This is a genomic window from Corynebacterium macclintockiae, assembly GCF_027570165.1.
Taxonomy (GTDB): domain Bacteria; phylum Actinomycetota; class Actinomycetes; order Mycobacteriales; family Mycobacteriaceae; genus Corynebacterium; species Corynebacterium macclintockiae.
The window spans coordinates 156,062-179,316 of the sequence record NZ_JAKMUV010000003.1 but is presented as its reverse complement, the minus strand read 5'-3'; the positions used below and the strand labels follow the sequence as shown (position 1 = coordinate 179,316).

The 23,255-nt window shown below is 61.7% G+C and carries 17 protein-coding genes and 4 tRNA genes; 2 read left to right on the top strand and 19 right to left on the bottom strand.

Going from position 1 to position 23,255, the window contains the following annotated elements; all coding sequences use genetic code 11:
• Positions 1 to 42: 42 nt before the first annotated feature.
• The 4 genes from rpoB to rplJ form a co-directional block, all read right to left on the bottom strand.
• Positions 43 to 3,555, bottom strand: coding sequence for a DNA-directed RNA polymerase subunit beta (gene rpoB / locus L8U58_RS04290; RefSeq protein WP_034971303.1), 3,513 nt, complete (start codon positions 3,553 to 3,555; stop codon positions 43 to 45).
• Positions 3,556 to 3,912: 357 nt separating this feature from the next.
• Positions 3,913 to 4,959: a cell envelope lipid trafficking protein PgfA gene (pgfA, locus tag L8U58_RS04285; protein WP_230580194.1), complete on the bottom strand. Its 1,047-nt coding sequence runs from the start codon at positions 4,957 to 4,959 to the stop codon at positions 3,913 to 3,915.
• Positions 4,960 to 5,136: 177 nt separating this feature from the next.
• Positions 5,137 to 5,523 (bottom strand): 50S ribosomal protein L7/L12, encoded by a 387-nt coding sequence (gene rplL / locus L8U58_RS04280; protein ID WP_005292020.1) that lies wholly within the window; start codon positions 5,521 to 5,523, stop codon positions 5,137 to 5,139.
• 94 nt (positions 5,524 to 5,617) lie between these two features.
• On the bottom strand, positions 5,618 to 6,133 hold the full coding sequence (gene rplJ / locus L8U58_RS04275) for a 50S ribosomal protein L10 (RefSeq protein ID WP_034971057.1): 516 nt from the start codon (positions 6,131 to 6,133) through the stop codon (positions 5,618 to 5,620).
• Positions 6,134 to 6,599: 466 nt separating this feature from the next.
• On the opposite strand from rplJ, the gene L8U58_RS04270 reads away from it, so the two are divergent.
• Positions 6,600 to 7,529 carry an esterase/lipase family protein gene (locus L8U58_RS04270; protein ID WP_034972488.1) on the top strand — a complete coding sequence of 310 codons (930 nt, stop codon included), beginning with the start codon at positions 6,600 to 6,602 and terminating at the stop codon, positions 7,527 to 7,529.
• 26 nt (positions 7,530 to 7,555) lie between these two features.
• On the opposite strand, the gene L8U58_RS04265 is transcribed toward L8U58_RS04270, so the two are convergent.
• From L8U58_RS04265 to L8U58_RS04195, 15 genes are all read right to left on the bottom strand, one after another.
• The gene (locus L8U58_RS04265) at positions 7,556 to 10,234 is read right to left on the bottom strand and encodes a choice-of-anchor M domain-containing protein (RefSeq protein ID WP_269954763.1); all 2,679 of its coding nucleotides are present in this window, start codon (positions 10,232 to 10,234) and stop codon (positions 7,556 to 7,558) included.
• Positions 10,218 to 11,105, bottom strand: coding sequence for an anchored repeat-type ABC transporter permease subunit (locus L8U58_RS04260; RefSeq protein ID WP_269954762.1), 888 nt, complete (start codon positions 11,103 to 11,105; stop codon positions 10,218 to 10,220). The genes L8U58_RS04265 and L8U58_RS04260 overlap by 17 nt, the downstream gene beginning before the upstream one ends.
• Entirely contained in the window at positions 11,102 to 11,821 is a 720-nt protein-coding gene (locus L8U58_RS04255; RefSeq protein ID WP_034971053.1) for an anchored repeat-type ABC transporter ATP-binding subunit, read from the bottom strand. Before L8U58_RS04255 ends, L8U58_RS04260 begins: the two co-directional genes overlap by 4 nt.
• Entirely contained in the window at positions 11,818 to 12,882 is a 1,065-nt protein-coding gene (locus L8U58_RS04250) for a choice-of-anchor M domain-containing protein (protein ID WP_269954761.1), read from the bottom strand. The genes L8U58_RS04255 and L8U58_RS04250 overlap by 4 nt, the downstream gene beginning before the upstream one ends.
• A 105-nt stretch (positions 12,883 to 12,987) precedes the next feature.
• The gene (locus L8U58_RS04245) at positions 12,988 to 14,553 is read right to left on the bottom strand and encodes an anchored repeat ABC transporter, substrate-binding protein (protein WP_237744168.1); all 1,566 of its coding nucleotides are present in this window, start codon (positions 14,551 to 14,553) and stop codon (positions 12,988 to 12,990) included.
• A gap of 2 nt (positions 14,554 to 14,555) precedes the next feature.
• Positions 14,556 to 16,364: a TIGR03773 family transporter-associated surface protein gene (locus L8U58_RS04240; RefSeq protein ID WP_051893658.1), complete on the bottom strand. Its 1,809-nt coding sequence runs from the start codon at positions 16,362 to 16,364 to the stop codon at positions 14,556 to 14,558.
• Positions 16,365 to 16,621: 257 nt separating this feature from the next.
• Positions 16,622 to 17,332, bottom strand: a complete 711-nt coding sequence (gene rplA, locus L8U58_RS04235; protein WP_034971051.1) for a 50S ribosomal protein L1 — start codon at positions 17,330 to 17,332, stop codon at positions 16,622 to 16,624.
• Between the two features lie 74 nt (positions 17,333 to 17,406).
• Positions 17,407 to 17,847, bottom strand: a complete 441-nt coding sequence (gene rplK / locus L8U58_RS04230) for a 50S ribosomal protein L11 (RefSeq protein ID WP_034971050.1) — start codon at positions 17,845 to 17,847, stop codon at positions 17,407 to 17,409.
• Between the two features lie 221 nt (positions 17,848 to 18,068).
• A complete protein-coding gene (nusG, locus tag L8U58_RS04225; protein ID WP_034972588.1) occupies positions 18,069 to 18,989 on the bottom strand; it encodes a transcription termination/antitermination protein NusG in 921 nt (306 codons plus the stop codon).
• A gap of 84 nt (positions 18,990 to 19,073) precedes the next feature.
• Entirely contained in the window at positions 19,074 to 19,418 is a 345-nt protein-coding gene (gene secE / locus L8U58_RS04220; RefSeq protein WP_269954760.1) for a preprotein translocase subunit SecE, read from the bottom strand.
• Between the two features lie 40 nt (positions 19,419 to 19,458).
• Positions 19,459 to 19,531 (bottom strand) — tRNA-Trp (locus tag L8U58_RS04215).
• Between the two features lie 277 nt (positions 19,532 to 19,808).
• Positions 19,809 to 19,882 (bottom strand) — tRNA-Met (locus L8U58_RS04210).
• 73 nt (positions 19,883 to 19,955) lie between these two features.
• Positions 19,956 to 20,028 (bottom strand) — tRNA-Thr (locus tag L8U58_RS04205).
• 275 nt (positions 20,029 to 20,303) lie between these two features.
• Positions 20,304 to 20,385: transfer RNA gene (locus L8U58_RS04200), tRNA-Tyr, on the bottom strand.
• 168 nt (positions 20,386 to 20,553) lie between these two features.
• On the bottom strand, positions 20,554 to 21,564 hold the full coding sequence (locus L8U58_RS04195) for a polyprenyl synthetase family protein (RefSeq protein ID WP_269954759.1): 1,011 nt from the start codon (positions 21,562 to 21,564) through the stop codon (positions 20,554 to 20,556).
• 225 nt (positions 21,565 to 21,789) lie between these two features.
• Here L8U58_RS04195 and L8U58_RS04190 point away from each other — a divergent pair, with 225 nt between their 5' ends.
• Positions 21,790 to 23,247: an FAD-dependent oxidoreductase gene (locus L8U58_RS04190; RefSeq protein WP_269954758.1), complete on the top strand. Its 1,458-nt coding sequence runs from the start codon at positions 21,790 to 21,792 to the stop codon at positions 23,245 to 23,247.
• Positions 23,248 to 23,255: the final 8 nt, after the last annotated feature.

The window sequence follows — 23,255 nt, the reverse complement described above, 5'->3', positions numbered from 1 at the left end:
CGGCGAATGTACGAAAGTCAGATGTTTAGGGTCGTCAACGCCCTAGCTGACATCCATGTCAGCATCCGGACGCTCGTCACGGGACAGGTTGATGCCCAGAGCTGCGTTAGCATTCTCCAGCTCATCGTCATCGTCGGAGGACAGCTCCATCGGGGTGCCGTCGGCTGCCAGAACCTCAACGTTCAAGCAGAGCGACTGCAGCTCCTTCAGAAGGACCTTGAAGGACTCCGGGATACCAGGATCCGGGATGTTCTCGCCCTTCACGATCGCCTCGTACACCTTCACACGGCCAACCACGTCGTCAGACTTGATAGTCAGAAGCTCCTGCAGGGTGTAGGCGGCACCGTATGCCTGCATTGCCCACACCTCCATCTCACCAAAGCGCTGGCCACCGAACTGTGCCTTACCACCCAGCGGCTGCTGGGTAATCATGGAGTAAGGGCCAGTGGAACGGGCGTGGATCTTCTCGTCGACCAGGTGGTGGAGCTTCAGCATGTACATGTAGCCCACGGAAACCGGGTACGGGAAGGGCTCGCCGGAACGGCCATCGATCAGGTTGGACTTACCGAAATCGTCGACCTGGCGCTCGCCGTCGCGGTTCGGCAGCGAAGAACGCAGCAGGCCGGACAGCTCGGCATTGGAAGCACCGTCGAACACCGGGGTGGCGGTCAGGGAGTCCGCCGGAACGTCGTACAGCTCCTCCGGCAGGGTCTCCAGCATCTTCTGGATCTTCGGATCCTGGGATTCGGTATCTACCTTCCAGCCGGCCTTAGCCAGCCAGCCCAGGTGCACCTCGAGGACCTGACCGATGTTCATACGGCGCGGCACGCCGTGGGTGTTCAGGATGATGTCGATCGGGGTACCGTCCGGCAGGAACGGCATATCCTCCTGCGGCAGAATCTTGCCCACGACACCCTTGTTACCGTGGCGGCCGGCGAGCTTATCGCCGTCCTGGATCTTGCGCTTCTGAGCGACGTAGACGCGAACCATTTCGTTAACGCCCGCGGCCAGATCGTCGTCGTCCTCGCGGGAGAACACGCGAACGCCGATCACCTTACCGGTCTCGCCGTGCGGAACCTTCATGGAAGTATCGCGAACCTCGCGGGCCTTCTCACCGAAGATGGCGCGCAGCAGGCGCTCTTCCGGAGTCAGCTCGGTTTCACCCTTCGGGGTGACCTTACCGACCAGGATGTCGCCGTCGCGGACGTCGGCGCCGATGCGGACAATACCGCGGTCGTCGAGGTCTGCCAGGACATCCTCGCCGACGTTAGGAATGTCGCGGGTGATCTCCTCTGGGCCCAGCTTGGTGTCGCGGGCGTCAATCTCGTATTCCTCGATGTGGATCGAGGTCAGAACGTCTTCCTCAACCATGCGCTGGTTCAGGATGATGGCGTCCTCGTAGTTGTGGCCTTCCCACGGCATGAAGGCAACCAGCAGGTTCTTACCCAGTGCCATCTCGCCGTTGTCGGTGCCCGGGCCGTCGGCCAGAACCTGGCCGGCCTCCACACGGTCGCCCTCGTCCACCAGCGGCTTCTGGTTGTAGCAGGTGCCCTGGTTGGTGCGCTCGAACTTGCGCAGCATGAAGGTATCGCGCACGCCCTCGTCGTCCATGACGGTGATGTAGTCGGCGGAGACGTACTCGACCACGCCGGCCTTCGGGGCGATGATCATATCGCCGGCATCGTAGGCAGCGCGCAGCTCCATACCGGTGCCCACGTAAGGAGACTCGGAGCGCAGCAGCGGCACAGCCTGGCGCTGCATGTTCGCACCCATCAGTGCACGGTTAGCATCGTCGTGCTCGAGGAACGGAATCATAGCCGTTGCCACGGAAACCATCTGTCGTGGCGAGACGTCCATGTAGTCCACCTCGGTGTACGGGACGACCTCCACGTCGCCACCGCGCAGGCGAACCTCAATGCGGTCCTCGGTGAACCGGTGATTCTCGTCGAACGGGGTGTTCGCCTGAGCGATCACATGGCGGTCCTCTTCGTCGGCGGTGAAGTAGTAGACCTCATCGGTGATCTGGCCGTCCACAACCTTGCGGTACGGGGTCTCGATAAAGCCGAACGGGTTCACGCGTGCGTAGGAAGAAAGGGAACCGATCAGACCAATGTTCGGACCTTCCGGGGTCTCAATCGGGCACATGCGGCCGTAGTGAGACGGGTGAACGTCGCGGACTTCCAGGCCGGCGCGCTCACGGGACAGACCGCCCGGGCCCAGCGCGGACAGGCGACGCTTGTGAGTCAGGCCGGACAGAGAGTTGTTCTGATCCAGGAACTGCGACAGCTGAGAGGTGCCGAAGAACTCGCGGATCGCCGCGGAAACCGGGCGAACGTTGATCAGGGAGGTCGGGGTGATGGACTCCGCATCCTGGGTGGTCATGCGCTCGCGCACGACACGCTCCATGCGGGACAGGCCAACGCGAACCTGGTTCTGGATCAGCTCGCCGACGGTACGCAGACGACGGTTGCCGAAGTGGTCGATGTCGTCGGTATCGATCGGGATCTCGGTGCCGTCGGGGGAAGTCATGGACTTCTCGCCAGCGTGCAGGCGCACCAGGTACTCGATGGTCGTCAGGATGTCCTCTTCAGTCAGGATCATCGTGCCATCGTTGTCACCGCCGAGGCCGAGCTTGCGGTTGATCTTGTAACGGCCGACCTTGGCAAGGTCGTAACGCTTTGCCTTGAAGAAGGAGTTTTCTAGCAGAGCCTGGGCAGAATCGCGCGTCGGGGACTCACCGGGGCGCTGCTTGCGGTAAATCTCCAGCAGTGCCTCGTCGGTGTTCTCCACACCGTCCTTTTCCAGGGTGGACATCATCAGTTCGGAGAAACCGAAGCGATCGGTAATCTCCTGGGTGGTCAGACCCAGCGCCTTCAGCAGCACGGTGACGGGCTGGCGACGCTTACGGTCGATACGCACACCAACGGTGTCGCGCTTATCCACGTCGAACTCCAGCCATGCACCGCGGGAAGGAATAACCTTCACGGAGTGCAGCGGGCGCTCGGTGGATGCGTCGATGGATGCGTCGAAGTACACACCCGGGGAACGAACAAGCTGGGAAACAACGACACGCTCGGTGCCGTTGATGATGAACGTGCCCTTGTCGGTCATCATCGGGAAGTCGCCGATGAATACGGTCTGGGACTTAATTTCACCAGACATAGAGTTGGTGAATTCCGCGGTCACGTACAGCGGTGCCGCGTAGTTGATGTCCTTATCCTTAGCCTCGTCGATGGTGGACTTCACGTCATCAAAGCGGGGCTCGGACAGGGTAAGGGACATGTTCTCGGAGTAGTCCTCGATCGGAGAAAGCTCCTCGAGAATCTCCTCGAGTCCGCTCATAATGCGGACGTCCTCCCCTGCCTCGGCTTGGGCGCGGGCACGCCACTCGGGCGTGCCGACGAGCCAAGCGAAGGACTCTCGTTGGAGGTCTAGAAGGCCTGGAACCTCAATCGGAGCGTCGATCTTCGCAAAGCTGTGTCGCTGCGGAGCTCCGGGAATTCCGGCCACTGAGCTGGTCTGGCGGGAGACTGCCAAGATGGGTCCTTCCAGCACAACCTCGGCCAGCACTACGTGGTGGAGCTGTAGTGCACGGTCTTGATTGTGTGTGTACGGTCTCGTGATGGTCGATTTAGTTGGATTTCCCCCACTGAGCCACCGCCACGTAGAAACGACTAAACGACCTTGTCAAATGGCCTTTTTGGCACTTTTGGCAAAGTCTGCATCACGCGCAATACCTTCGCATTGGTTCTGCGAAGATCCGTAGTCGTTCCTTTGAAGCAAATAACTCAACAAAGTAAATCCAGCGCAACGAACTATCCTATAGCATGGCTGCTCAATTGTCTAGGCTTCCGCCACAGTCCCAGCGCCCCTCCCGGCGCCCCCTCCCAGCGCCCTCTGCGCGGCTTATCATTAAGCCTTCCGCTGAGCCCTGCGTTCCGCCCTCCGCTTAGCGGTCTTCCACACGACCAGCACCACGGATGCTGCTGCCACAATAACACCCGCAACGATCAATGCAACCCCCCATTTATCGGTGTGGCGCTGTCCGCTGACTTCCATGGCCTGGTTCAGCATGGACTGCGTTACACTCTGCGGGGTCTTGCCGTGGAACTTCAGCAGGTTTTCCACGTCCTTGCCAGAGCTATCGCGGTAGGTGTCCTTCACGTCCTCTTCCACGCTCACCAGCAGGCCGGACTTCGGCTCCACCGTCAGCTCGCGCCACCCTTCGTGGAAAAGCTGTGCGCGCTGCGGCTTTCCGTTCTCATCCTCCACCGTGATGGTGTTGCGGATGCCTGCGTACTCCTTAGCCACCGACGTCGCCGGAATTTCCTGGCGGAAAACGTACAGCTCATGCTCGCGGCCCTCGGCGGTGGTCACATTGCGCGTGCCGGTGAATTCGGCAGGCAGTGCACGACGCAGCGTCATATCGAAGTAGTCGTAGGTGCGCTTCTCAGTTCCCTGAGGGAACTTAGCCCAGTAACCCGCGATCTCGCCGTCGGTCGCAGGGGTAGCCGGCGTGTCAGACACCTTGGCGTCCCCCTTCGCCTCGCCCGTCCGGCGATCCACGGTAAAGCTCCAGACCTGCGCATCCAGCAGGGATTCTAGATCGTCCTTGACATCCGTCCGCGCGGTACTCACGCCGACGCGGGCACTTGCCTCGTCTTCGGTGGCGGGTTCTTCCAGGGTGATCTTGAACTGGCGGTTAACCGGCGCCGTCACGTCCTCTTTCCCCTTAGGCCCCTGGTAGTTGGGGCCGATCACCGCAGCCGGATCCTTGAGGGTGATGGTCGTTGCGGCGAGATCTAGCGGTAGCGCTTTGTCGTTCGCGACGACCTTCGGGAGCATGACGCCCACAGTGATCAACGCACAACCAATCAGTGCACCTAAAGCGCCCAATAGGTAAAGACCTTTGTTAGAGCTCTTCATCGGAGCCTTCGTGGAGCTGTCTTCGTTCGTCACTTCAATGCCACCATCTATGTCTTTAAAACTTTTATGCCGACCCTACCCGGCATCTAATCTTCACCCCAGGGTAGCAAGACAACAAAAACCGCTGGAAGCCACAGAATGTGATTTCCAGCGGTGTGTTGTGCCCACGCATTCGGCACTAGGCCGCTGTGCGCGGAAAGTAAGGCGATCTTACTTGAGGGAGACCTTTGCACCAGCCTCTTCCAGCTTGGTCTTAGCAGCCTCAGCGTCGTCCTTGGAAGCACCCTCCAGCAGAGCCTTCGGAGCACCCTCAACCAGCTCCTTGGCCTCCTTCAGACCCAGGCCGGAGACGATCTCGCGGACAACCTTAATAACGCCGATCTTCTTAGCGCCTGCGTCCTCCAGAACGACGTCGAACTCGTCCTTCTCCTCAGCAGCAGCGCCACCCTCAGCGCCCGGAGCAGCTGCAACAGCAGCAACCGGAGCAGCAGCGGTAACGTCGAAGACCTCTTCGAATTCCTTAACGAACTCAGACAGTTCGATGAGGGTCATTTCCTTGAAAGCCTCGATGAGCTCGTCCTTGGTGAGCTTAGCCATGATGGCATCCTTTCGTAGTTGCGCCGGTGGGCCAGAAAGTGTTGGCGACCCGGCCGGCAAAGTGTTTTATGTCTTATGTATTCGGGGAAGGAACTTACTGTTCCTTCTTCTCCTGCAGTGCAGCGGCCAGGCGTGCAACCTGGGATGCTGGTGCGTTGAACAGGCCTGCGGCCTTTGCCAAGGAACCCTGCATGGCACCGGCCAGCTTGGCCAGCGTGGTTTCGCGATTGTCCAGCTCGGCGATTGCCTCAACCTGAGCTGCATCAATCGTGGCACCGTCCATGTAGCCACCCTTGATCACGAAGTTCTTGTGATCCTTGCTGAAGTCCTTCATGGCCTTCGCAGCGTCAACGGCCTCGCCGTGGACGAATGCGATTGCGGTCGGACCGGTCAGCAGGGACTCATCAAGCTCAATGCCGGCTTCACGAGCAGCCAGCTTGATCATGGTGTTCTTGGCGACGGAGTAGGTAACGTCCGAACCCAGAGCGCGACGCAGCTCGGTGGTCTCAGCCACGGACAGGCCACGGTACTCGGTCAACAGAGTGGACTGTGCCTGCTCGAAGCGTGCCTTCAGCTCTGCCAGCGAAGCGGTGTTCTTCGGATTAGCCATACTCTCGCCTCCTTCCTGATGTTTACGGTGTACGTTCTACCTGTACGTCCACCGACGATCATTGTTGAAGGGCAACACTGTACATAAACGACAAAGCGCCTTGCGTTTCCGGCGTTTTACGCAAGAAGCACAAGGCGCATTCGTAGGATCCCCGGCTTTCTAGGGCTGGAATCCGATCCGAACGTCTATCGTGTTACCTGCGTGGGCCGTCATCTATGACGATGATCCTTCAATCTCCTGCCCACGCTCCCCCTGAGGGTTTGTGCGGGCGGTGATGACCGACGGTCTTCGGTGAAAACTTGACGTTTCTGATCTAGTTGTTGATCTAGTCAAACTTCCTCGAAGGAGGTTACACCCCTCCTCACCCCTTCTCCAAATCGCTGTTTTTATTTATCGACGCCCCCTCACGCCCCAATTTCTTTCGAATTCAAAACTAGGCCCTGCGATTTGATTACCCTTGGGGGTCATGGACGCATTCATCCCGAAATTCCTTTCCAGCCTGAGGCGCGAAAATCCACTTCCGGAGGGCGTCAATAGATGGGACACACCTTTAGACGGCAGAACGCCGGTCGTGCTGATCCACGGCACGTGGCTCAATGCATATAACACGTGGGATTACGTGGCCAAGCACCTCATTGCGGCCGGTCACCCGGTTTTTGCCGTGAACTACGGGAAGGATCGGGACGCGTTGACGGGTAAGGCGCCGGGCGTGTACGCGAATAACTTCTTACGCTCATCGCAGCTGGAGGTCGCACACTTTATCGACGATGTCATCGAACGCACCGGCGCGCAAAAGGTGAACCTGGTCGGCCACTCGCAGGGCGTGGCGCAGGCGCGGCTGTATCTGTCTGACTCCGGCGGAGCGGACCGCGCGGATATCGCGCGTAATAAGGTGGATCGCCTTGTCGGCGTCGGGCCGGCGCATCACGGGACCACACTATCGGGCGTCTCTACCCTGGCCGAAAGGGTTGATCCGAGCAACAAGCTCGCCGGGCCGCTGGAGAAGATCCTGGGTGGCGCGGCGATCGACCAGCGCGTGGGCAGCGAGTTCGGCGAGCACTTGAACCGCGATGGGGATACCACGCCCGGGGTTGATTACACGATGATCACCGCAAAATACGACGGTATTGCGACGCCCCGCCTGAAGCAGGTGATGGTCGCCGGCGACGGTGCGCGGGTGCGCAACCTGAGTGTGCAGGACGATAACCCGTTCGATCTGTCCGGCCACCTGGCGATGCTGTATTCGCCACGCGTGGTGGATCTGATCCTAGAGGCATTGGCGCCGGGCGACGACGGCCCGGCTGCCTACCGCACTGCCAACCCGCTGAAGCGCAGCATGGTGCTGCCGTTGATGGGCGAGTTCCGAGTACCCGGCCGGCGGGGCCGGAAGGCCTAAGTGAGGAAGGCCTGAGCACTCAGGGCCTAGGCCTGGCCTTCCTCCCAGCCGTCCTCGGCATAAGCGCCCTCAGCGTAGGCCTGTTCCGCACGATCACGGCTGATCTCGCGGTAGGCCTGCAGCAACTGCAGAGTGTGGGCGCGCTGCATGTTGCGGGCAGCCACGAAGAACAGGAGGGCTCCGCCCAGCAGACCCATCAGACCCAGTCCCAGCAGGAAGCCGGTCGTCCAGCCGCCGCTAGTGAGGGTATCCAGGAAGGACTCGCTGGCGGTATTCTTCGTCTCTACGTTCTGAGCATCCTCGCTGTGCGCCACTGCACTGTTGTTCGGGTCGGCCTGCGCGGCTGCGTCGATGCGGCGAATACCGCCGCCACCGACGTCGCCTTCAGCTTCATCGCCGGCGACGTCTGCGGCACCGTCGGCCTCTGCGGCGTCATCAACAATTCCGCCGGTCCCACCGCCGGAAACATCACCGGAAGCACCGCCGGAAATCCCGCCACCGGACACCGCACCATCAGACGCAGCACCACCGGACGCAGCATCTGATGCGGCGCCAAGTGCCGCAGAGGAACCGCCCGAGTTAGCGCTTCCGCCATTGCTGGTTCCGCTGGAGGCGCCGTTAGAGGCGCCATTGCTGGCGCCACCGTTTGCGGCGCCTACTGCCGATGCGCCGGAATTGCCGCCGGTCGAAGGCTGCTGCGAAGCCTTACGGTTACCCCGCAGCGCCTCAATCCCGCCGACGATCTGATCCATGTACTTGCCGATCTTGACGTTTTCGCTGTCGAGGTGCTTCTGCAGCTCCTGGAGTTCCTCCAGACCAGACTTCCCATTGCCCGTATCGTCCCCGCACGAATCCTTGATGACGAAGAAGGTCTCCAGCTCCTTATCGAACTTCTTGCCGTCCACAGCGGTGCCCTGGTAGCGGAAGACTACGCGGTACGCGCCCGGCTTGGTGAAAAGGAACTGCTGGTGGTCGTGCGCTCCAACCGCATAGCTGACCTTGTGCTCACGGTGCTCGGAATCCAGACGCAGGCTGACACTACCCAGCCCATTGTCCGACAGGGTCACCATGCGACCGGGACCTTCGAAGTCCTTGATGGTCACGTCCACGCCCTGCTGAGCCGAGTTCAGATGCTCGGTGGAAAAGCCCAGCCACGGAACATCAGGATTTTCCCCTTGCGCCTGCGGGAGCGCATACCCGGTCTCCCCCAGTTCCTCCTGGTACTCCTCTGGGACTCCAACCTTGGCCTTCGGGCTATTGACTAGGAAAATGAAGCTGCCGGACTCGCGCTCCTGCACATTCGCAGGATCGGCGCCGTCCTTCAGGAAAGTGTGCGGATCCGCATCGGATTCGTCCGATGTGCCCACACCCATGTCCATGTGACCCTTGGGAATCACGGCGCGCTCAGTTCCCTGCCCCTCGCCGAAGGCATCGTTGACTTCGCCACGCACATCCTCATCGGGGATATCCGCCGGGGCCTCGCAGGTCGGGGCTGATTCCGTTTCAGATTCCGTTCCAGAGGGCTCCGCGGACTCGCCGGGCTCCTCGGTTCCGGTCGAGTCGGTCGACTCGTCCGTGGCGTCGGTCGACTCGTCCGTGGAGCCTGTGCCGTCGTCGCCGTCGGTTTCGCCCTCTGTCGCCTCCGTAGAACCCGACTCGTCGCCGGAATCAGCGTCGCTCGGAGTAGCGGAATCCGTCGGCTTCTCCGACTCGTCCGGCTTGCCCTGGTCCAGTGGCGCGATGGGCTCCTGGATCTTGTTCAGCCCCGTGGTCGTCCCCTCCGGCAGGCCGACCTGCTTGTCGGAACCGACCAGCCAGTTGATGGTGCGCGCTGCGGACTTCACGGTAGAGCCGTCCTTCTTCTTGACGTCCCACTGCATCGTCAGCTGATACAGACCCGGCTTAGAGAACGTCCAGCCGAAGTGCCCGTGCCCGCCGACCTTGTAGTCGTAGTTCTTCAGGCCTTCCTTGGTGGACAGCACGCGCTCCGGGGTAGGCCTACTGGAATTGTGGAAGAAAACCTCCACGTCGCCAGGGCCGGAGAACTTCTTCATGTGGAAGTGCAGGTTCGGCTCCGCAAAGTCCGTCGGCACTTTAAGCTCATGCGCCTCGTCAAAAGCTCCCAGGCCCGCCCAGATCGGGCGCCACTGGTTAGTGAAGTCCGCGTTCTGCGGGGCATGCCACAGCACCGTGCCGGGCTTGCCTAGGAAGGACAGCGCCTTCTTGTTCGGCACCTTGATGCGGGAGGCCTCCTTGCCGTCGATCGCGTCGGGTGCCAGTCGCAGGCAGACGTCATCGGCGGGCACGGGCTGCTGCCCATCGACCACCATTACGTCCGGCTTGCCCTTGTTATACGTTCCGTAAATCGCATCCACGTGGGCGTTGTACAGCAGCTTCCTGCCCGCACAAACGTGCGTCTTTCCGGTGGCCGGGTTCTTCACGTCCTTACCCACCGTCGGCCCGTCGCTGGTCGTACCAGGCTTATGCCCTGTTGGCGTGGCCTGCGCGCGCTGCAAGACGTCTACGTTGCGCTGGTCACTGGATAGTGGCGACGCCCCGTCCCAGGCGCCAAACGCCACCGTCAACACAAGCACGCCGAGGACTGCGAACATCGCTTTGGAGGCCTGCAACATCCGTTCGGCCTTATTCTGACTGCGCTTGAGCTCTGCGATGAGCTGCTGTCTGGGATCACGCTTGTTCTGCATTAGTAGCCACCACCTGTGAGGGTTTGTTGGATTGCTTGGCGGCGCGAATTGGCGTCGCCACAAAGAACGAGAAGAGGAAAACAACGGTGAGGACGAGGACGATCGTCGCGCCCGTAGGAACGTCGATGGCCCACGAGACATACACACCCACGAAGGAACCGACCATGCCGATCACGGCGCTGAGGCTCATCATGACGACCAGGCGGTCCGTCCACAGCCGCGCGGTCGCGGCCGGGGTGATGAGCAACGCGAGAACCAGGATGTTGCCGACCGTGCGCACCGACATCACCACAGCGGCGGTGACGGCCAGATACAGCACAATGTCGATCAACAACACGCGGATCCCCATGGCGGCAGCGGTCTCGCGGTCGACGGAAACAGCCACGATCTCCTTGTGCAGTGCCGCCACAGCCAGGATCACGATCGCCCCCACGACGGCGCTGAAGATGATGTCGGAGTTCGACACACCCGTGATAGAGCCGAAGAGGAAGCTATTCAGGCTAGCGGTATAGCCCTGCACCTTAGAGATCACGACCAGGCCGAGGGCAAAGGCCGCGGCGAAGAAAATACCGATGACGGTGTCCTCCTTCACGCGCCTGCGCTGCGAAAACAGGGCGATTAGAAGAGCCACCACGGCACCAGCCATCGCACCGCCGGCGATCACCGAGAACTGCAGGGCAAAGGCAATGGCCAGGCCGGGGAACACGGCATGCGCGACAGCATCGCCGATGAAAGCCATGCCGCGGAGTACCACGTGCGTGCCGATCACGCCACAGACCAGGGCGGAAAGAACCGCCACCAGCAGCGCCTTCGGCAGGAAGGCCAGGGCGGGGTTGCTGAGGTCAACCAGGAACTGGGAGAAAGAAATCACTGCGCCAACCCCACTCCCCGCAGCAGAGGCGAATCTGGGTGGACGTCGAAGGTCTCCATCCACGGTTCCGGGCTGCGCAGCTCCCCCGGCGCGCCGTCGGCCACGACGCGACCGTTCAGCAGAACGAGGCGATCACATACGTCGACGGCCTGCGCCAGGTCGTGGGTGACCATGAGGATGCTCATCCCGTCGGCGGCCAGCGAACGCAGAATCTCCACCAGCGCTTCGATGCTGGGGAAATCCATGCCGGTGAAAGGCTCGTCCAGAAGGAGCAGGGTCGGCTCCACCGCCAGGGCGCGAGCCACCAGGACGCGCTGCCTTTGGCCACCGGACAGCTGCCCGATGGGGCGATCCGCCAAGTGCTGCAGGTTCACGCGCTTCAGTGCATGCGCCGTGGCAGCGAAGTCCGCCCGGCGCGACCGTCGGAACGGCCCGATGCTGCCCGCCCGGCCATTGAGCACCGTGTGGCGCACGTCGATCGGATAGTCCCACGCGAACTCGTGGCGCTGGGGAACGTAGCCCACGCTCGCAGCCTTGATGCTGCCCTTGGTGCGCGGGATGAGACCCAGGATGCTGCGCATCAGGGTGGTCTTGCCCGCACCGTTGGGGCCCAGCAAACCAATCAACTCGCCGGGGCGCGCCTCGAGGTTCACGTCGGTGAGGATCTGCCGCCCAGCCAGCCGAACATTCAGATCCGCTATCTGCAGTGCGGTCACTTCAGCTGACCCCACAGCTCGTCCTCGATGCGCTTACGCTCCTTGGCGCCCTTGCGTAGGGAAAGGAAGCCAAAGACCAGCACAGCGAGGACGACCGCGCCCACGCCGACGAGGATCCACGGGAGGGCGGAGGATCCACCCTGGGAATCCTCGCTGTTGGAGTTGTTGCCCTCCGCATCTGCAGCGTTGTTGGCGTTGTTGCCGTTGGCGTTGCGGGCGTCACTAGAAGAACCAGCTGCACCGGCCTTCGGCAGTTCACCCTCCCAGGCGGCGTTCTGCGCCTGCGCGGGGTCCACGCCCACGGCGAACTTCAGGACCTTCGTCACGGTCTTCTCGGAGCCATCCTTCATCTTCACCCGCACGCCCATAGCCACCTGGTGCACACCCGGCTCGGTGAAAACCCAGTTCGCGTGCGTGTGCGTGTTCAGGTCTACCCACAGCTCCTGCGGGATCGGCTGGGCAGAGTTCCACAGCTCTTGGGGCTTCTCAAAGCCACCGGCCTGTAGGAACATGCTCATCTGGCCCGGCCCCTGGTGGCCGAGGTACTCCATGGTCACGCCTCGGCTGGCCTGTGCGATCAGCGCCGGAGATTGCGTGTTCCAGCCCAGCCACGGCACGCCCTGAACCTCGGTCTGCGGCAGAACCCAGACCTCCTGGCCCGGCTGCGCACCCGTGAACTCGTAGCCGCCATCGGCGGGCAGCTGCTGCTTGGACTTGTCGGACACGTCGAAGACCACATCGTCCAGCACGCGCCACACCGGCTTTTCCTGCGCGTCGTCACGCAGCTGCACGTCCAGCTTTCCGCCATCCAGTCGCATGCCCAGATCCGCGTGGCCGCGGTCGAACACGTGCTTCGTACCTGCGGGGATGTGCTCTTCCTTGTCGCTAACGTTCTGCTTCAGCGCCGGGTCTTCCTGGCCCTGGCTCTGTGCTTGTGCCTGTGCCTGCGCCGGTGCCACCACGCCCGGCAGTCCGACTACCGGCGCGCCCGCTGCCACCGCTCCCCCGGCCAGCAGCACCGCCGCAGTGGGGGCCAGGCAGGACTTCCTGATCTTTGTCATTCGCATGTTGTGGTTTTCCTTCAATTGCTTGGTTCTAAAGTTCTTCTTGAAACGTCTGTTTTCCCGCGGTGCCACGTTGGTTGTCCGTCAGCACCAGCACCCCGGCTACGCGCTGCTTAGGCACTCGGCCATCGACTCGGCATTGGTCCGCATCAGATCCACGTACGTCGGAGCCTTCTCATCCAGAGTGTCGCTGCGGATCTGGCACACGCTCACTCCCAGCCGATCCGCGATCTGCTGCAGCTCGCGGGTTCTGCCCGCCATGGTCGGCTCGATAAACACCGCTGGGACTTTGAGGTTTTCCAGCGTCCGCGTGAGGGTCACGATGTCCCGTGCACTCGGCTCCATCTCCGGGTTCGGGGTGACGAAACCTGCGATGTCCAGGCCGTAGGCGTCCGCAAAATAGGCGTAACCGTCATGGGCAGTAACCAAGTGACGGCGGTGCTCGGGGATCGTGTCGATCTTGCCCTTGACCTCGCGGTCGAGGCGGCCGAGCTCGTCCAGGTAATCCTGCGCGTTCTGCTGATACTCCGCGGCGTGATCCGGATCCACGCCGATGAGCTTGTCACGGATGACCTTCACGTAGGCCATCGCGTTCTTGGCGTTGTGCCACAGGTGCGGGTCAAGCTCGCCGTGGACGTGTTTGCCCAGCACCGCCTGCGGCAGCAGGTAGGTCTCGTCCCCCGCATTGCCCAGGAAGCGGTAGTTAGGGTCGCCCGGGATCGGCTGCAGCGTTCGGTTAGGCACGCTGACCACGGCTTTCTGGGGGTCGAAGGTGCCGCCGTCGCCAACGAAATTGATGCTGTTGTCGTCGGCGTTCACCGCGATGTCGTAGTGCCCACTGTCTATCTTTTTGGACGCCCCGTCCTCCGTGCCCACATTGAAGCGCACGGTCTGATCCGCGATGTGCTCTGGGGGTTTGCCCTCATCCGGCACCAAAGACGCGCGGAGGTGCAGGGTGTACGTGCCGGGTTTGGAGAAAGACCAGCTCATGTGGGTGTGCGCATCGACCGGCAGCGTGGCGGTATCGCCCTCGTACCCGCGGGAGGCATCGAAGCCATCGCGGGAGTTAAAGAAGACCTCCGGCTGGCCGAAAGTGCCGGTGATATAGGCCGCAGCATCGCCCGGCCCCTCCACGTCCGTAACGCTCAGGTGCATCTCGGAGTGGGAGGACCCACCGTGCCGGGCGCCGATTCCCTGGGCGCGGATGCCCAACCAGACCGAATCAAGCGCCAGATTCTCCACCAGGGGAATGACCGTAGCACCATGGTTTGCAGCAACATCAGCGAGGGATACGACCTCTACCCCGGGGAGCACGCCATTGTCCATGGTGCGCAGTACGGACTGCTGCTCCAACAGCAGTCCGTTGTTGAAGGCCACGTCCGCGTTGGCCAGGTTGCGCACGTCGCGCAGCGTGAGCTCATAGGTGTGCGGATCCGCAGTGTTCGGGATCAGCGAAGTCACGCGCGCCGCATCCCCGGCGACGTGGCGCGCCAAATCGGCGACAATCGGGGTGGAGGCCACGATATCCGTGATCCCATCGTCACGGCTCGGCAGGCTTGCACCGTCTGCGACCGTGCATCCGGCCAGGCCGGCGACAAGCAGCACTGCGCTGACGTTGGCGCACAGTGGCTTTGTAGCCCCCTTAAGAGATGAAACTGCGTGCCCCATTCTTAGAACTTGGGGCCTTTGGAACGAGGGGGCGTCATCGACCGAAGAGCAGCCACAGACTCCGCAGACATAGCATTCGTGCGCAGCATGTACATCACACCGGCGCCGAGGGCGATCAGGCCCGCGCCAGCAATGGCCAGAGCCAGCATCGCGGACGTGGAACCAGTATCGGCCAGGGAGCCGTCGGCGTTGGCAGCGCTGCCAGCATCGCCACCAGCCGCGCCCCCACCTGCAGCGCCACCCGCGGCACCGGCAGCACCGGACGCGCAGTCACCGTCGGTGGTGATGTCCGCGCCGAAGTCGAAGTGCCCGCTGTTAGCGTTGCCGCTGCCACCGACGGTGAAGGTCAGGGTGGCAGGAGCACTGATCTTCTTGCCCTGCTTCGTGGTGGCGGTCTGGGTGATGCCTACCTTGTACGTGCCGGGCTTGGAGAAGACCCAGTTCGGGTGAACGTGCGAGTTGCGCGGGACGACGTGAGCGCCAGACGCGTTTCCACCGCTGGCCTTGAACCATTCCTTGCCCACGACCTGGCCGAGGTTGCCCTGTTCGAAAACGTACATGCTGCCCGGGCCGCTGAAGGAAGTCAGCGCGAAGGTGACATCACCCTGCGTGTTGGCCAGCAGATCCGGGTGCATAGTGTTCACACCCACCCACGGCACGCCGTTGGTCTGGGTTGCGCCGATCATCCATGCGGTGCCAGCGCCGACCGGCCCGAGGGCCTGCGGCAGATTCGTCTTTGCCGCAGAGCCCAGGCCGAAGTTAAGCGCACCAGGCTTGGTCCACTTCGCTGGCTGCTGGCGATCATCCTTGATCAGCGGACGCAGGGCGGGCTCGCCCTTCTTGCAAGTAGCGGAGCCTTCGGACTTGCCATTTGCACTCGAAGTAGAAGAAGTGCTGTTGCCGCTGGCGGTGGATGCGGATTTCTTGTTGGAAGTGGAGTTGCTGCTGGACTTGCCGTTGGAAGTGGACTTGTTCGACGTACCTTGTGCGCTGCTAGCTCCAGTTGCGCCTGTGGCACCACCGGAGGTGCTGCCACCGTCAGCCGATCCGCCGCCCCCAGCAGCGTCTTCGCTACCGCATGGGGTCGCACCTTCGGCAGGCTGATCAGCGTTTTCATCCTGGTCGGACTTGCCTACTACCCAGGTGTAGGTCTTTACCTCGGACTTCGCTCCGTCCGCGGTAGCCTGCACCTGCATGGAGTAACGGCCGGGGCGCTCGAAGGCCCAGTTGGCGTGGACATGGCTCGGGTAGGACTGGTTGATGCTATTGCCGGACTTCACCTCGATGCCATCCGTGAGCAGCGGTGCCATGCGTCCGTTCACCTGGCTCCACATAAACACTCGGCCTGGGCCGCACACCCGGTTGAAGTTGATGTTTACGCCCTGGTAGTGAGGGGCAACACCCTGCGTATCCCAGCCAGGCCAAATCAAGTTCTCCTGCTGTGTCTGCGGAAGGTAGTAGGTCGGCACTCCGACCTCGGAAACGTCCTCAGTGCGGGGCTCGTACGCCTCTGCACCGACTTTGAGGGTGACGTTGTTCGGATCCCGCGCTACATGGGAACCCGTAGTGTCCTCAGTCAGATCCAACTTGAGGTTGCCGGAACCGGAGGAGGTGACGTGGAAGGCGTCAATATGCCCCTTATCGAGCGTGACAGAATCAGCCTTCGCTTGGGGCAGGCTCTGCAAGCCCAGGTCCCCAATACCAAGGAACGCAGTGAAGGCGGTCAGGAAAGCGGCTGCGAGGACTGCGACGGGGCGGCGGGCATTGCCATGGCCGCGTTGATCACAGGCTGTGAGGGGTGAAGCGGGCACCAGAATAAGTCCTTAAAGATGCAATGGGTCTAATTTTCATTAAGAACTATAGTGAACCGGCAAGCGTTTTCAAACAGTAGGTGGACTGCTGCCCCACCCACCGCTCCACCCCGTCGTTCGACCCGCTCCCCAAAAGGGACCACCCCGGGCGCCGGACATAGAAAACAGACATAGAAAAGCACCCTCGCCACTCGAAAGCAGCGAGGGTGCGAGCAGATCCCTAGATGAACTCTAGAAGATCCCCATCACGCCGAGACTTAAGCCTCTTCAGTGAAGTCCTTCACGATGGTGTTGTCCACCGGAACACCCGGGCCGTTGGTGGAGGCCATGGTGACCTTCTTGAAGTAACGGCCCTTAGCGGAGGAAGGCTTCAGACGCAGCAGCTCGTCGATCAGAGCGCCGTAGTTCTCAGCCAGCTGCTTCTCAGTAAAGGAAGCCTTGCCCAGGATGGCGTGCAGGTTAGCAGCCTTGTCAACACGGAAGGAGATCTTACCGCCCTTGATCTCGGAGACAGCCTTGGCAACGTCAGTGGTGACGGTACCGGTCTTCGGGTTCGGCATCAGGCCACGGGGACCCAGCACGCGAGCCACGCGACCAACCTTGGCCATCTGGTCCGGGGTAGCGATAGCAGCGTCGAAGTCGGTCCAGCCGCCCTGGATCTTCTCGATCAGCTCTGCGGTGCCAACGACGTCCGCGCCAGCTTCCTCAGCAGCGGTAGCGTTCGGGCCCTCAGCGAAGACGACAACGCGAACCTGCTTACCCGTGCCGTTCGGCAGGGAAACGGTGCCGCGAACCAGCTGATCAGCCTTGCGCGGGTCAACGCCCAGGCGGATAGCAACATCAACGGTAGCGTCGAAGTTCTTGGAGGAGGTCTCCTTGACAACCTTGGCGGCTGCCATCGGGGTGTACAGGCGGCCAGCGTCGATCTTCTCCGCTGCCGCGCGGTATGCCTTAGAGGTCTTGCTCATGGTTATTCCAATCTAAAGAGTTGTTGGAGTTGTGGTGCAGGCGAAGCAAGTAGCCTTACCACGGTCAGTGAAAATTACTTCTGCGGAGCGTCCTTGACAGTGATGCCCATGGAACGTGCAGTACCAGCGATGATGGCTGCACCGGCCTCAATGTCGTTGGCGTTCAGGTCTTCCTTCTTGGTGGTTGCAATCTCCTTGCACTGATCCCAAGTAACGGAACCGACCTTGTCGGTGTGCGGAACGCCGGAGCCCTTCTGAATACCCGCAGCCTTCAGCAGCAGCTTGGCTGCCGGCGGGGTCTTCAGCTTGAAGTCGAAGGAACGGTCTTCGTAGACGGTGATTTCCACCGGCACGATGTTGCCGCGCTGGGACTCGGTAGCAGCGTTGTAGGCCTTGGTGAACTCAACGATGTTCACACCGTGAGCACCCAGAGCCGGGCCAACCGGCGGTGCCGGGGTAGCCTGACCTGCCTGGATCTGCAACTTAATGAGGCCAGTGACCTTCTTCTTTGCCATCTTTAAACCTTCTTTCTGTTATCAACGCGATCCGCAGCACCCTATACCCTTGTTGAAACCGCAAGGTTCCGCATGGAGAAAGTTACGCCCGTTCCCGCGCCAATTGATGGCCAGCACGGGGTTTATCGCGTCGACCGGATGCCGGAGTTTCACCGGCCACCGGAGGATGTAAAACTTGCCTGTCGATCTGCGAGCCTAACCCGCAGACAACCTGCATAATTCTAGTTCAGCTTCTCTACCTGATCAAATTCTAGCTCAACCGGGGTCTCACGGCCGAAGATGGAGACCATGGCCTTCAGTCGGTTGTTCTCGGTATCGATCTCACTGATGGTTGCAGAGACGGAAGCGAAAGGACCGGACAGGATGGTGACAGACTCGCCTTCCTCGTAGTCCACCACAACCTGCTCGCTGGCCGGCTTCGGCGGGGTGGCCACACCGGTGGAGGAAACATCCACGCCCGTTGCCGGAACCTCTTCGCCATCCTCGGTCTCCTGCGGCTTCGCGGTCTCCGGCGGCAGCAGGAACTTCGCAACCTCGCGGATCTTCACCGGGGTCGGCTTACCTTCGTTGCCAACGAAGCTGGTCACACCAGGAGTATCGCGAACGACGGACCACGAGGCGTCCTCCAGAGACATACGCACCAACACGTAGCCCGGCAGCAGCTTGCGCTTGACGATCTTGCGCTTGCCGTCGCGCAGCTCTACAACCTCTTCGATCGGCACAACGACCTCGTGGATCTGCTCGTCCACTCCCAGGGTCTGCGCGCGCATCTCCAGGTTGGTCTTCACCTTGTTCTCGTAGCCAGAGTAGCACTGGATGATGTACCAGTCGCCCGGCAGCTTCTTCAGCTGGCGCATGAACTGGCGCAGGCGGGTCTTGTACGCCTCCATTGCCGCATCCTCGGCAGACTTCTCTGCCTCGTTGCCCTCGCCGCTCTCGGAGGCCTCGGCGCCCTCAGCCGTCGCCGTTTCTTCGGCCCCTTCGGTCGCTGGGGCTGCGGCGTCGTTACTAGTGACGCCCTCAGCCTCAGCACCCGCAACGTCCTGGTGCGCCTCAGCAACAGCCTGCTGTACGTCTTCTTGCGCGGCCGCAGCAAGACTCTCTGCGCTGACGGCCTCGTTGTTCTGGTTTTCTTCGGTCATGGAAGCACCCTCCATCCATTAAAAATCCGCCTGTCGCCGGGCGGCGAAGGCGGTGTAAGAATTGATGTTCGCTAGTGTAACACGTTAGCGCATGATCTGCTGCAAGCCCCAGCTAGCGGCCCAGTCAGTACCTGCAACGAGGGCGCAAACGAAGATGAGGAACAGCAGCACGATGATGGTGTAGTTCACCATCTCGCGGCCAGTGGGCCAGATAACCTTGCCCATCTCGGAGATCACGCCGCGGATATAGTCCGCAATGGCGCTAAAGGGGTTCTTCCTGGTCTTAACAACCTCCGGCGCCTTGGAGCTGGAGTTTGCAACCGCGCGGGACGTCGTGGCCTCGCCGGCCACCTGGCGCTTGCCGGACGGACGAAGGCTGCCGCCAGTGCCGGATTCACCGGCTGCAGTCTTTTTGCTCTCGTCGCTCACGTCTAAGTTCTCCTTAAAGGTACCTGCAAGGAAGATCGTGCAGGGGCGACAGGACTTGAACCTGCAACCTGCGGTTTTGGAGACCGCTGCTCTGCCAATTGAGCCACGCCCCTATCGAAGTTCTGATTCACGAGTGTACGCGACCAGATCAACATAGGTGAAGCAACATGCTGCGAGCGCCGAAGTTGACCCCGTTATCCGGGTTCGTTCCTTCCTGCGCCGTGCAGTCAGTGCAACGTTCCAAAACAATAGCAGGGTTACGAGTGCGCAACCAAATGGGGTGCGGGCGCTGGGGCTAAGGGGACTGGAGCTAAAGGGGGCGGGGCTAGGGGGAGCAAACACAAAACCACCCGGTGACTTTGATCACCGGGTGGTTTTGTTTCTAGTTTGTAGCGGTGGAGGGACTCGATCCCTCGACCTCACGATTATGAGTCGTGCGCTCTAACCAGCTGAGCTACACCGCCATCGACGCCACTTTCCTACGGACCGTCAACGGTCTGTGTCTAACGTCGCGTGACGGTGCGCATAAAATGACAGAGCCCCCTGACGGAATCGAACCGTCGACCTTTTCCTTACCATGGAAACGCTCTGCCGACTGAGCTAAGGGGGCAATACTTCTTTTTGCTCTGCGGATTGTTTTAACCGCATCGCTTGAAGCCTGAGTTAGCTTAACCACCCAGCTACGTTTTACACAAATCGGCTGGCCAGGCGGCCATTCCAGCCTCATTTTAGGTGCAAGTTCGGCACTCTTCGCCACAAATGTCGTTAGAACGACATCTAGCCCCTCCCCGGAGCCAGAACCCGCACCCCGGACATAGCAAAACCCGGTGGCTACCTCCCGCACAGGGAAGCAACCACCGGGTTGTTGTTTGCCATTTGGCTTTGTGCCAGATGATGGATTCGAACCAACGAAGGCAGAGCCGGCGGATTTACAGTCCGCTCCCTTTGGCCGCTCGGGCAATCTGGCATGCACCATTCGGTGCGCTGGTAACTCTACTACGAGTCGCCCCAACTTATGCAAATCGCCTGCACAAAGCACCCTCCGGAAGCTACCCCGAGCAGCTCCAGCTGCAAGCCAGCACCTGGGGCTGCCTTGAAACAAATGCTCGGAACAAATACTGCTCCAAACCGGAAGCTACCCCAACCGCTCCAAGGCGAAGTCCATCAGGCGCCGCAGCGCATTGGTCACCTGATTGTCGGGCAGCTTGGCCAGCTCGTCTTCACCGTACTGGCGGTACCGCTGGACGACCTCGAAGGACTTGTCGCGGCCTTCGGAGCCGCGGATAAGCTCCAGCGCCTCGTCCACCAGTTCATCATCCGTCACCGGTCCGGTGAGGATCTCGCGCAGTCGCGCCCCTGTGGCGTCATCCTGCTGCATTGCATAAAGAACCGGCAGAGTGAAAACACCCTCGCGCAAGTCCGTGCCAGGCTGCTTGCCGGAGACCACCGGGTCGGCCCAGATGTCGATGATGTCGTCGACAATCTGGAAGATCTGGCCAACATTCCGGCCGAACTGGAACAGCGCGTCGCGGTACTCGTCGGAAGCGCCACTGTGCAAGGCACCCAGCCAACCGGCAGAAGCGATCAGCACGCCCGTCTTCTCCTGGATGACGGTCAGGTAATGCTCGATCTCGTCCTCCCCCTCGCGGGCGCCGACGGTTTCGCGCATCTGCCCGGTCACCAGCTCCCGGAAGGTCTCCGCGAAGTGCTGCACCGTTTCGGTGCCCAGCTCTGCCATGATGTCGCTGGCAATCGCAAACAGGTAATCGCCCGCCAGGATGGCCACGGAGTTGTTCCAGCGCTTGTTGGCGGATTCCGCCCCGCGGCGTTGGTCGGACTCGTCCATAACGTCATCGTGGTAGAGCGTAGCCAGGTGGGTTAGCTCCACCACCGCGGCAGCCTCGTTGACTTGCTGTGCCGTCGGGTTTTCACCGTAGTGGGCCGCCAGCAGTGCAAACATCACACGGAAGCGCTTACCACCTGCGTCGAAAAGGTGGCTGATCTTGTCGGTGAGGAAGGATTCGCCAACCGACAACCGGTCCTTCAGCAGCTGCTCAACCTGCTGCATCGACTGGCCCAAGGCCTCGTTGAGTTGCGCGTCCCCGACGTCAGGGAGCGCCGGTTTACGGGGTGTGGCACTTGGCATGTCCGTGGTCAGCCTCGTCTTTTCCTCTTGAACTTCACATGCGGTCTTTCACATGTGGTCTTTACGTGTCTACGGACACTTTAGTCCATTACCCAGACGGTGTTTAACCCGCGTGTTCCCGTGTCGACGCCTGCGTCTGCCGAAGTGTCTCCCCTGGCATCTGCCCAGGCGCCTACCCAGTACCGACGCCACCGCGCCCGCACCCGCGTGGAACAATGGGTGTCGATGAACTCCCCCGCCGCTGAAACCTCCAATCTTGTGACCTGTGATGTCGTTGTCGTGGGCGCTGGCCCGGCCGGCTCCGCTGCTGCTTTCCACGCTGCTCGCGCCGGTTTGGATGTGGTGATGGTGGACATGGCCGACGTTCCGGGTACAGCACCGGGTACTGGCAGCACTGACAACAGCGCCTCGGGTTCCCTCCCCCACGGCCGCGACAAGACCTGCGGCGATGGCCTCACCCCGCGCGCCGTCGCCGCTTTGGAATCGATGGGCGCGCTCCACCTTCTCGACGGCGCCCCGCACATTCAGGGCCTCAAGCTGCACGGTTTCGGCGGTTCCGTCACCGCACCCTGGCCTTCGGGCAGCTTCCCGCAGCGCGGTTCGGCCATCCCCCGCTCGCGCCTCGACGCCGCTCTGGCCCGCCTTGCCATCGCTGCCGGTGCGCGTTTTATCCAGGCCAAGGTTATGGACGCCACCTCGGATCCAGTAACCCAGCAACTCAGCGAGGTCGCTGGCACTCGCACGGGCGAAGGCACCCAGGGCGCTGGCGCTGCCTTGCCGGTGAAGATCCGCGGACGTTTCTTTGTGCTGGCAGAAGGAGTGCGCAGCGGCATCGCCCGCAAGTTGGGAGTGCAGTGGGATAAGGGGCTAGTGCATGGCATCGCGGCCCGCAGCTACATCGACACTCCCTTCGGAGACGAGCCGTGGATCCATTCGCACCTGGAGCTCAACGACTCTTCGGGCACGGCCCAACCGGGCTACGGCTGGGTGTTCCCTCTGGGCAACCCGGCTGAAGGGACAGGTAGCAACCTCGCCACAGTTGAAGGCATTGGCAAGGCGAACCTCGGCTGTGGTGTGTTGGCCACCACCAAGCGCCCGGCGAAGGTGAACACCAAGAAGCTGCTGTGCGACTATGCGCGCCAAGTCAGCGATGAGTGGGGCATCGTCGGAGAACCGACGTCCATCACCTCCGCACTGCTGCCCATGGGCGGGGCTGTCAGCCGCGTGGCCGGACCCAACTGGGCCGCCATTGGAGACACGGCAGCGCTCGTCAATCCGCTGAATGGCGAAGGCATCGACTACGCCTTGGAATCCGCCGAGCTGCTGGTTCGGTTATTGGTTGACGAGTGGGGCGGACCGGAGCGGTGGGCGTCCAGAATAAAGAGCAACAATGGCGCCGGCATAGCGCCAGAATGGACGGCCGAACTGCAGAAACAGTACGGGCTTGCGTTCGGGCTGGCGCGGCGGCTGGCGGTGGTGCTGACGATGCCGGGGCTGATGAGTGCGCTCGGACCGATCGGCATGCGCGGGCCGCTGGCGAATCGTGCGATGGGGGTGGCCACGCGCCTGATGGGCAACCTAGTGAGCGCCGAGGACCGCGACGTGGCGGCCAGGCTGTGGCGGGGCGCGGGGCGAGTAGTGAACCTCGCGCCGATCGATAAACCCTTTGCAGCGCGGGGCTAGATTGCGCC